The organism is Pseudogulbenkiania sp. FW507-F1, assembly GCF_058781125.1.
In genome coordinates this window covers 23,549-33,483 of record NZ_JBYSWM010000038.1, presented here as the reverse complement: position 1 = coordinate 33,483, position 9,935 = coordinate 23,549, and the positions used below count along the sequence as shown (strand labels likewise).

Genomic DNA, 9,935 nt, shown 5'->3' with positions numbered 1-9,935 from the left:
GAGGAAGGGCACCCGCGCGAGGTGCTCAACCAGCCCAAGAGCGAGCGCCTCCAGCAGTTCCTCGCCGGCAGCCTGAAGTAAGCACCGGCACACGCTCTTTTTACGAGCCGCGCGGGGCCGGTGGTGCTCGGCCGCCACCGCAAAAAGAGCGTGAACCGGTTCTAAGAACCTGTTTACGATCTCGCGAGCTAGAGCGAGACGAGGCAAAAACGGCTGAGGAAGCGGAGTTTACAAGGTGTAAATGAGCATTCCGAAGTCGGTTTTAACGCCGTATCGCCGAAGCGCAGCAGATCGTAAACAGGTTTTAAGCCCACCCCGGGGAGAAGCGGGCGATGTAGCGCTGCGGCTACGCCGCCGCTACGCTACCATCGTACCCGCCCGTTTTTCCCCGGAGTCGCCATGTCCCTCACCCTGCCCGACGGCGCCAGCCTGAGCGAGCTCGCTCCCGGCGTCACCCTGCTCACCCTCGCCCACGACCGCTTCGACGCCCGGCTCTCGCTGCTGGGCGGCCAGCTGCTCGACTACACCCGCCACCGCGAGCCGCCGCTGCTGTACCTGTCGCCCGCCGCCGTGTTCCAGCCCGGCAAGGCGATCCGCGGCGGCATTCCGCTGTGCTGGCCGTGGTTCGGCGCCCATCCCGACGACGCCGGCGCGCCGGCGCACGGCGTGGCGCGCCAGCAGCCGTGGGTGTTGCAGCAGGTGTCGCGCGACGCCGACGGCTTCAGCGTGCGGCTGGCCGGCCCACGCCACGGCGCGCTGGAGGCCAGCCTCGAGCTGCGCCTCGACGACGCCGTCGAGCTGGCGCTGACCACCCGCAATCACGGCGGCGCGCCGGCCCCGCTCTCCGCCGCGCTGCACAGCTATCTGGCGCTGGGCGACATCGACGGCGCCACCCTCACCGGCCTCGCCGGCGCCAGCTACCTCGACCAGTTGCAGGGACAGCCGTCGCGCTTCGGCAGCGAGCCGCTGCGCTTCGAGCGCGAGATCGACGCCATCGTCTACCCCGAGGGCCCGCTCACGCTGCACGACCCCGCCTGGGGACGCACCGTCACCCTCAGCGCCGCGGGCTCCGCCAGCAGCGTGGTGTGGAACCCGTGGATCGCCAAGTCGGCCCGCCTGGCCGACCTGCCGGACGACGGCTACCGCCACTTCGTGTGCGTCGAGACCGCCAACGCCGGCCGCGACGCGCGCCTCCTGGCGCCGGGCGAAAGCCATACCCTGCGCACCCGCCTGCAGGCGCAGCCGATCTCCTGACAGCACGCTGCGACGCGCTATAATGGCCGGCTGCCGCCGCATCCAGCGCGGCGGCCGAGCCGGACCCCGAGACCCATGACGACGCCCCAGAAACTTTCCCGCTTCCTGCCCCTGGCCTTTCCCAACGGCAACCGCATCAGCCGTTTCGCCAAGGCCTGCCCGCACTGCCACAGCATGGTGACGGCGCGCGACATGGAAGGCATCGCCCGCCTGCTGCACGACAAGATCGTGCTGGCGGCCGAGGCCGAGTGCCCGGAATGCCGCCGCCGCTTCCCGGTCGCCTGCGTCATCAGCGACGACAAGCGCGTGCACCGCGTGCGCCTGCCGCTGTGGCTGTTCCGCCTCTGGCTCAAGCTGGCGCTGCGCAACCTGCCGGAGCCGCAGCTGCAGGAAGACTGGTCGGTGCCGGAAGAAACGCCGCCGGCCGGCATCCGCCTGCCCGACAACGCCGTCGTCACCCGCTCCCCCGACGTGCTGGGCCAGTTCGACGGCACGCCGATCAACGCCTGGCTCGACATCGACGGCCGCCACTTCGTGTTCGAGCGCGCCCTGCCGCCGGCCGGCCAGCTGTGCCTGACCGACAGCGAGCTGCTGTTCGAAGGCAAGCTGGTGTACCGCCTGGCCTGATGCTCCCCGGCCGCTGCCGACCGGCGGCGGCCTCTTCACGCGGCAACAAAAAAACGACACCTTTCGCGCCATTCATGCCGCCCAGTTAGCGCAAACGCATTTTAAACTAGATGTTGTTTTTCATATAACATACCATGCCCGGCTGAGCGACTCGCGCCGGCTACGGCAGGCGGCGGGTCCGGGTGGCGGGCCGGCGTGCCCGCCGGTCGTCAATCCAGTCGAACATCCCCTCCATGTATCTTTCCGTACGCAGCAAATTCGCCCTGGCCACCAGCGGTGCGGTCGTCTGGACCGCGTTGTCCGCCTGGCTGGCACAACCCTGGTTTGCCGAACTGAGCACTCACCTCGGCCGTTACCTGGCGTGGTTCCTGATCGGCGGCATCGCCATCGTGCCGGGCTTCATGAACGCCTTCCTGCTACTCAGCCTGGCGCTCGACAAACGCCCGCGCCGCCAGCCGCTGGAGAGCTACCCGCCGCTGAGCATCCTGATCGCCGCCTACAACGAGGCCGCCTCGATCGAGGAGACGCTGGTCAGCATCGAGCGCCAGGACTACCCGGGCGAACTGCAGGTGATCGTGATCAACGACGGCTCGCAGGACGACACCGCCGCCATCGTGCGCCGCTGCCTGCCGCGCTACCCGTGGCTGCACCTGCTGCACCTGGAAAAGAACGGCGGCAAGGCCAACGCGCTCAACCTGGGGCTGGCCCAGGCGCGCCACGAGCTGGTGCTGACGGTCGACGCCGACTCCTACCTGTACCGCAATGCGCTGTGCGCCATCGTCGAACGCTATCGCCAGGACCCGCCCAACACGCGCGCCGTGGCGGGCACGGTGCTGGTGCGCAATTCGCGCGAGAACTGGGTGACGCGCTGCCAGGAGTGGGACTACTTCCACGGCATCGCCGCCATCAAGCGCGTGCAGTCGCTGTACCAGGGCACGCTGGTGGCGCAGGGCGCCTTCTCGCTGTACGACCGCGCCACGCTGATCGAGGTGGGCGGCTGGCCGGAGAACGTCGGCGAGGACATCGTGCTGACCTGGGCCATCCTCAAGGCCGGCCACCGCGTCGGCCACAGCGAGGACGCCTGTCTGTTCACCAACGCCCCGAGCACGGCGCGCCAGTTCCTGCGCCAGCGCAAGCGCTGGTCGCGCGGCATGGTCGAGGCCTTCAAGCAGCACCCCAGCCTGCTGCTGAAGCCGCAACTGCCGACCTTCTTCATCTACTGGAACCTGCTGTTCCCCTGGCTCGACCTGGCCTTCACCATCGGCTTCATCCCCGGGCTGGTGCTGGCGCTGTTCGGCCACTACTGGATCGTCGGCCCGATGACGCTGGCCCTGCTGCCGGTGGCGCTGCTGATGAACTTCATCATGTTCTCGGTGGAACGCAAAATGTTCGACCTGCACGGCCTCAAGGTGCGGCGCAATACGCGGGGTTTCCTGATCTACACCCTGTGCTACAGCCTGCTGCTGCAGCCGGCCTGCCTGCTGGGCTACCTCGCCGAACTGTTCAATGCCCGCAAGCACTGGGGCACCAAGGACACCGCACCCGTCAAAGTACAGCCGGAGGGCAAATGAACAAGCTGCTGCAACCCACCCTGCTCGCCCTGCTGCTGGCCGCGAGCCCGTTCGGCCAGGCCGCCGAGACCACCAACGACGACCAGGGCGCCGGCGCGGCGTTCTTCCTGTCGCGCGACAACGAGGGCTTCACCACGCGCCGCCTGGCGCTGGAATACCTGCCCGACTACCAGCACGCCGACGCCCTCACCGGGGTGCGCTACACCGACCATCACTACAGCCAGCACGACTGGCAGCGCGACGGCCAGCAAATCGCCCTGCTGCACCGCCAGATCGACCCGGCCACCGCCAACGGCTGGCAGATCGACACCGGCCTGTTCCGCCAGGGCGGCCACGACCTGGTGACGCTGGACGGCAGCTACCGTCGGGCCCTGGCGCAGCGCACCGGGCTGGAGCTGTTCGTCAACCGCGACTGGGTGGAAACCCAGAACTCGCTCGACCGCGGCGTGCACTTCAACTACTGGGGTGCCAGCCTGGACCAGGGCCTGGGGGAACACCTGACGCTGGTGGGCCTGGCGGCGCGCCAGGACTTCTCCGACGGCAACGAGCGCAGCCACGGCCGCCTCAAGCTGATCTACCAGCCCTGGCTCGACCTCGGGCTGACGCTGCAGGCGCGCTACCGTACCTACCACAGCAGCAGCGACGACGTCGACGGCGCCTACTTCAACCCCAAGAACTACGACGAGTCGATGCTCGCCGTGGGCTGGCGCAAACGCCTGCAGGGCTGGACCGGCACGCTCACGGCCGGGCTCGGCCGCCAGCAGGTCAACGACGACCCGCGCAGCAACACCCGCCTGCTCGAACTCGGCCTGCAAAGCCCGTTGCGCGCCCAGCAGTCGCTGCGGCTGCGCGGCGGCTACAGCCAGAGCGCCTCGTTCAACGGCCCGGATTACCGCTACCGTTACCTGCAGGGGGAATGGATCGCGCGCTTCTGAGCCGCTGCGAGGTTGGCCGAAGCGCGCTGCCGGCCTGAGCGCGGCACCGGCCATGCGCTCAGGCGTCGGCGGAGTCCAGCGGCTCGCCGGCGACGCAGATCGGCGGCGCCGCGCCGGTCTTGGCGCGGTACATCGCGGCGTCGGCGCGCTGGATCAGGGCCCCGACGCTGTCGCCATGCTCCGGGTAGGTGGCGATGCCGATACTGGCGGAGACCGCGAGCCGCAGCGCGCCCACCTCGCAAGGTTGTTCGATCGCCGTGCGCAGGGTGTGCGCCAGCTGCTCGACGCTGGCGAAGTCATGGTATTCCGCCAGCAGGATGACGAACTCGTCGCCGCCCAGGCGGCACACCGTGTCCGACTCGCGCACCAGCGCCAGCAGGCGATCGGCCACTGTGCGCAGCACCACGTCGCCGACGTCGTGGCCGTAGCGGTCGTTGATCGGCTTGAAGCGGTCGAGGTCGAGGAACAGGATGGCGAGCCGGCGCTGGTAGCGCCGCGCCAACGCCAGCGCCTGGCTGGCGCGCTCCAGCAGGTGGGCGCGGTTGGGCAGCCCGGTGAGGTAGTCGTGATGCGCCAGGTGACGGATGCGCTCTTCCGCCTGGCGCCGCTCGGTGACGTCCTGGAACATGCCCACGTAATTGACCACCCGGCCCTGGCCGTCCACCACCCGGCTGATCGAGATCATCTCCAGGTACAAGTGGCCCTGCTTGTGCCGGTTCAGCAATTCCCCTTCCCAGAACCCGTCCTGCCCGATGCTGCGCCACAGCTCCTGATAGAAGTCCGCGTCGTGCTGCCCGGAGGCCAGGATCTTCGGCGTCTGGCCGATGATTTCCGCGGCGCTGTAGCCGGTGATGAGGGTAAACGCCGGGTTCACCGAGACGATGCGCTCCTCGGCGTCGGTCACCATGATGCCGGTCGGGCTCGCCATGAACACGGTGCTGGCCAGGCGCATGCCCGCCTCGTTCTTGTGCCGCTCGGTGACGTCCTCGATGACGCCGACGATGCCGAGCACCTTGCCCCCGGCATCGTGCAGGGCGCAGCCGGTGGTCACGCCCCAGAACTCGCCGCCGTCGAAGCGCCGGTAGCAGCGCTCGATGCTGGCCGGGGTACCCTGCTGCGCGCTCACCCGAGCCTGCCAGTCGCGCGCGCCGTCCTGCTCGGCGGGCGGCAGCAAGGTATCGTAATCGCGGCCAATCAGCTCCGGCAGCAGGGTATGGAACATCGCCGCCATGCGCTGGTTGGCGTGGGCGATCTTGCCGTCGGGCTTCATCAGGAACAGGGCGACGCTGGAACTGTCGTAGATGGCGCGCAGCAGCGACTGCTGCTCGGCCAGATGGCGGTTGGCGAGCGAGGCTTCGCGCAGCGCGGCGGCCAGCCGCTGGTGGCTGCGGCCGAGCAGCTGGCTGGCGGCCACCAGCAGCAGGGTCAGCACGATGCCGCTCGCCAGCACGATGCGGGCGTTGCCGTCGAACGCCTCGCCGCCCCAGTAGCCCGCCAGGGGCTCGACGCGGAAGGTCCAGGTGCTGCCATGCAGGCTGGCGCGCCGCACCACCGCCTCGCCCTGCGCCGCGGCGCCGGGGTGCAGCTGGTACATCTGCGCGGCGGGCTGCAGCGTGTCGCCGGCGTACACCTGCAGCGCGATTTGCGACGACAGCTGCGGGTATTCGCTTTGCAGGTAGCGTTCCAGCAGCTGCCTCACGCGCAGCGGCGAGTAGGCCCAGCCGAGCAGCGCCGCGCGCCGCTCGGCCACGCTGGCCAGCGGCGCCCCGGCGCGGTACACCGGCTGGAACAGCAGCACGCCGGGCTGGGCATCCTGCCGGGTTTCCTGCAACAGGGTGAGCTTGCCGGTCATCAGCGCCCGCCCCTCGTCGGCGGCGCGGCGGGCGACGGCGAAGCGCGTCGGCTCCAGCGACATGTCGAACCCCAGCGCGCGCCGGTTGCGCCAGTCGAAGGGCTCGACGTAGATCACCGCGGTGTAGGGGTCGCGCGGCCCGGGCGGGCGGATATCGTAGTCGGCAAAACCCTGGGCGCGCATCGCGGCGACGTGGCGCGCCTTGTCGCGCGCCGGCACGATGGCGACGTAGCCGATGCCGGTGATGCCGGGGTAGTAGCGCGGCAGCTCGAGCCCCTGGACGTAGCGCCGGAACTCGTCGCGCTCGACCTCGGCGCTGGCGGCAAACAGCCCGGCCACGCCGCGCAGGATCTGCGCCTGCACCATCATGCGGTGCTCGAAGCCACTGACCAGCTCGGTGACGCGAATCTCGAACTTGGCCCGCGCCAGCGCCGCCTCGCGCGTGCGCATGTGCTGCGCCTGCAAAGCGGTGAGCGCAACACCGACGATGAGAATCAGCCAGGGCAGCGCGCGGAACAACGGTCGCCCTGGCGTTGGCACAGTCTGCTTCGGCACGTCATGGCCCCCCCGGCCACTGGCATACTCTTCATCTTAATCGCCAGCGGTGCGGGATGGGACCGATTTTTGTCCGGAAACGGGGCCGTCCGGCCTCAGCCGCGGTAGTCGCCCCACACCGTCTGGATCGCCGCCACCGCCGCCAGCGCCGCGGTCTCGGTGCGCAGGATGCGCGGGCCGAGCTTGAGCGGGGTCCAGCCGGCCTCGATCGCCGCGCCTTCCTCGCGCGCCGACAACCCACCCTCGGGGCCCGCCATCAGCCAGGCCGAGGCCGGGGCGGCGGCGATGTCGGCCAGCCGTTGCGTGCCGAGCGGCGACAGCACCAGCCGGGCGTCGGCCTCGGGCAGCTCGCGCAGCCATTCCGCCAGCGTCAGGATCGGCCGCACCTCGGGCACGCTGTTGCGGCCGCACTGTTCGCAGGCGGCGATGACGATCTCCTGCCAGCGCACCACGCGCTTGTCGGCGCGCTCGCCCGAGAGCCGCACCACCGAGCGCTCGGCGGTCAGCGGCTGGAACACGCTGACCCCCATCTCCACGCCCTTCTGCAGTGTGAATTCCATCTTGTCGCCGCCGGAGATGGCCTGTGCCAGCCCGAGCCACACCGGCGACTCGCGCGCGACGTCGGCGAACTCGCCCAGCACGCACTCGGCGTCGCGCTTCAGCACCCGGCTCAGGGTGGCGGGGTATTCCCCGCCGCGGCCGTTGAACAGCGTGATGGCGTCACCGGGATTGAGGCGCAGCACCTGAACGTGGCGCAGCACGCTGTCGGGCAGCGCGAGGGTCATGCCGGGGGCAAGTTCCCCGTCGAGAAAAAAGCGTGGCATTGTCTTGAAAGTCCTTGGCGATACCGGTATTTTGCTTTGTTTGCTGCGGTTGCAACAATACTCCTCTTGCCGTCGCCGGCCCTGCCCCGGCTCACTCGGCCACAGCACCGACGCGTAGCGTGCGAAAGCAATCGTCGCGGGCGACCCTCGGCGGGGTTAAAGAGCAGCGCAGGAACCGGACTGTACATAAAGTACATGAGGATCGTGGCTGAGCGAACCTCCACGAGCGATTCGCCCGCGCAGAGCCGCGCATGAGCCCCGATCAGGGACGCGCAGTAGATTTATTCACAAGCTCTCAGCTCATCGTTAAGGAGAAACGGATGCAGGTGGTCGACCAGGTAATACGGGCCCTGCGCGAAGTCGCCCAGACCGAAGTGATGCCGCGTTTCCTGCGCGTGGGCTCCAGCCGCAAGGTCGACGGCACGCTGTTTACCGAGGCCGATCTCGCCTGCCAGCAGGCGCTCGTGCGGCTGCTGCCGACCATCCTGCCGCATCCGGTGCTGGGCGAGGAGATGGACCGCGCCCAGCAGGAGGCGCTGTGGCAGGCCCACCGCGACGGCCTGTGGGTGGTCGACCCGATCGACGGCACCACCAACTTCATCAACGGCCTGCCGTATTTCGCCATCTCGGTGGCGCTGATGATCGACGGCAAGAGCGAGCTGGGCGTGATCTACAACCCGGTGTCCGACGAGATGTTCTACGCCCGCCGTGGCCAGGGCGCCCACATGAACGGCATCCCGCTGCCGCTGAAGAAGGTGCCCAATTGCATGGGCGACGCCATCGCCGGGGTCGAGGTGAAGTACCTGCGCTCGGGCAAGCTGGCAGCGCGCCTCAACAGCCTGGCGCCGTGCGGCAGCCAGCGCAATATGGGCGCCTCGACGCTGGACTGGTGCTTCCTCGCCGCCGGCCGCTACGACCTCTACCTGCACGGCGGCCAGCGCCTGTGGGATTACGCCGCCGGCGTGGTGATCCTGGAAGAAGCCGGCGGCCAGGCCGCCACGCTCAACACCGACGACTACTGGGCGGACCAGCCGTGGAGCCGCTCCGCCATCGCCGCGCTCGACCCGGAACTGTTCACGCAGTGGCTGCGCTGGGTGCGCGCCAACCAGTAAAGTAGGCGGCGGCGCCTTGGCATCTTGAGCGCCGGCGGTGCTGCGTGCGAATCCATCGCTGAGCAAATCAGAGATTGGCACGCAGTCATTCGCTCAGCGATCAGGAATCCTCATGTGCTGTGTGGACATTGCGGTTCCTGTGCGCTGGCGGCACTCAACCTGCCTTGACTCGCTCGCCCACTTGGGCAGGCTCAGCCCCATCTCCCCCAGGAAACAAAAAAGGTTGGCCGAAGCCAACCTTTTTTGCGCCATGAACCCCGATCAGGCCGGCTTCACGCTACGGGTGCGCAGGTAGTCCAGCAGCCCGGCGCCGGAATACAGCGCCAGCCCGGCCCAGATGAAGCCGAAGCCGACCAGCCGGCCGGCGCCGAACGGCTCGTGGAACAGCCAGGCGCCGAGCAACAGCTGCATGATCGGACTGGTGTACTGGATCACCCCCACCGTGGCCAGCTTGAGGCGGCGCGCGCCGGCGGCGAACAACAGCAGCGGAATCGCCGTCACCACCCCGGCCCCGGCCAGCATCGCGTCGTGCAGGCCGTCGACGTGGCCGAACGATCCCTGCCCCTGCCATTCGAACCACAGCAGCGCGCCCAGCGCCAAGGGCAGCATCAGGAAGGTTTCCAGCGCCAGTCCAGGCAGCGAGGCCAGCGGCGCTTGCTTGCGCAACAGCCCGTAGCAGCCGAACGACAGCCCCAGGCCCAGCGCCACCCACGGCGGCGTGCCGGCCAGGATGGTCAGCCACAGCACGCCGAGCGCCGCCAGCCCCACCGCCGCCTTTTGCACCGGCACCAGCCGCTCGCTGAGGAACAAGCGCCCCAGCAGCACGTTGATGAGCGGGTTGATGAAGTAGCCCAGGCTGGCGTCCAGCACGCGGTCGGCGTTCACCGCCCAGATGTAGATCAGCCAGTTGGTCGACAACAGCGCCGAGGACAAGGCGAAGATGCCGAGCCTTTTCGGCTCGCGCACGAACGGAACCAGCCAGCCCCACTGGCGCTGCACCAGCAGCAGCAGCGCCACGAACAGCGCCGACCAGGCGATGCGGTGGCACAGGATCTGCAGCGCCGGCACGTCGTGCAGCGGCTTCCAGTAGAGCGGGAACAGCCCCCAGATGAGGAAGGCACCGAACACGAACAGCACGCCGCGCCCGGTTTCATGGGATGAAGACATGGGAAAATCTCGATGTGGGAGGGTCATCGGCGCAACAC

At 68.9% G+C, this 9,935-nt stretch carries 8 protein-coding genes; 5 read left to right on the top strand and 3 right to left on the bottom strand.

Annotated elements, in window-relative coordinates; genetic code table 11:
* Positions 1 to 399 precede the first annotated feature (399 nt).
* From AC3WG5_RS17725 to AC3WG5_RS17710, 4 genes are all read left to right on the top strand, one after another.
* Positions 400 to 1,254, top strand: coding sequence for a D-hexose-6-phosphate mutarotase (locus tag AC3WG5_RS17725; RefSeq protein WP_492569938.1), 855 nt, complete (start codon positions 400 to 402; stop codon positions 1,252 to 1,254).
* A 75-nt stretch (positions 1,255 to 1,329) separates the two neighbouring features.
* On the top strand, positions 1,330 to 1,881 hold the full coding sequence (locus AC3WG5_RS17720) for a hypothetical protein (RefSeq protein ID WP_492569936.1): 552 nt from the start codon (positions 1,330 to 1,332) through the stop codon (positions 1,879 to 1,881).
* 233 nt (positions 1,882 to 2,114) lie between these two features.
* Positions 2,115 to 3,452 (top strand): glycosyltransferase family 2 protein, encoded by a 1,338-nt coding sequence (locus AC3WG5_RS17715; protein WP_482583715.1) that lies wholly within the window; start codon positions 2,115 to 2,117, stop codon positions 3,450 to 3,452.
* Positions 3,449 to 4,387, top strand: coding sequence for a hypothetical protein (locus AC3WG5_RS17710; protein WP_482583716.1), 939 nt, complete (start codon positions 3,449 to 3,451; stop codon positions 4,385 to 4,387). The genes AC3WG5_RS17715 and AC3WG5_RS17710 overlap by 4 nt, the downstream gene beginning before the upstream one ends.
* Positions 4,388 to 4,445: 58 nt before the next feature.
* On the opposite strand, the gene AC3WG5_RS17705 is transcribed toward AC3WG5_RS17710, so the two are convergent.
* Positions 4,446 to 6,794, bottom strand: coding sequence for a sensor domain-containing diguanylate cyclase (locus AC3WG5_RS17705; RefSeq protein WP_492569934.1), 2,349 nt, complete (start codon positions 6,792 to 6,794; stop codon positions 4,446 to 4,448).
* 95 nt (positions 6,795 to 6,889) lie between these two features.
* On the bottom strand, positions 6,890 to 7,618 hold the full coding sequence (locus tag AC3WG5_RS17700; protein WP_492569933.1) for a 16S rRNA (uracil(1498)-N(3))-methyltransferase: 729 nt from the start codon (positions 7,616 to 7,618) through the stop codon (positions 6,890 to 6,892).
* Between the two features lie 320 nt (positions 7,619 to 7,938).
* On the opposite strand from AC3WG5_RS17700, the gene AC3WG5_RS17695 reads away from it, so the two are divergent.
* Positions 7,939 to 8,730 carry an inositol monophosphatase family protein gene (locus tag AC3WG5_RS17695; RefSeq protein WP_008955442.1) on the top strand — a complete coding sequence of 264 codons (792 nt, stop codon included), beginning with the start codon at positions 7,939 to 7,941 and terminating at the stop codon, positions 8,728 to 8,730.
* Positions 8,731 to 8,991: 261 nt separating this feature from the next.
* Here AC3WG5_RS17695 and rarD read toward each other — a convergent pair whose 3' ends face one another.
* Positions 8,992 to 9,897 carry an EamA family transporter RarD gene (gene rarD, locus AC3WG5_RS17690; protein ID WP_008955441.1) on the bottom strand — a complete coding sequence of 302 codons (906 nt, stop codon included), beginning with the start codon at positions 9,895 to 9,897 and terminating at the stop codon, positions 8,992 to 8,994.
* Positions 9,898 to 9,935: the final 38 nt, after the last annotated feature.

Bases quoted from the DNA above. Each gene is read 5' to 3' on its own strand.
- AC3WG5_RS17695 (WP_008955442.1), top strand. From the start codon at position 7,939: ATGCAGGTGGTCGACCAGGTAATACGGGCCCTGCGCGAAGTCGCCCAG.
- AC3WG5_RS17715 (WP_482583715.1), top strand. From the start codon at position 2,115: ATGTATCTTTCCGTACGCAGCAAATTCGCCCTGGCCACCAGCGGTGCG.
- AC3WG5_RS17700 (WP_492569933.1), bottom strand. From the start codon at position 7,618: ATGCCACGCTTTTTTCTCGACGGGGAACTTGCCCCCGGCATGACCCTC.
- rarD (WP_008955441.1), bottom strand. From the start codon at position 9,897: ATGTCTTCATCCCATGAAACCGGGCGCGGCGTGCTGTTCGTGTTCGGT.
- AC3WG5_RS17725 (WP_492569938.1), top strand. From the start codon at position 400: ATGTCCCTCACCCTGCCCGACGGCGCCAGCCTGAGCGAGCTCGCTCCC.
- AC3WG5_RS17710 (WP_482583716.1), top strand. From the start codon at position 3,449: ATGAACAAGCTGCTGCAACCCACCCTGCTCGCCCTGCTGCTGGCCGCG.
- AC3WG5_RS17720 (WP_492569936.1), top strand. From the start codon at position 1,330: ATGACGACGCCCCAGAAACTTTCCCGCTTCCTGCCCCTGGCCTTTCCC.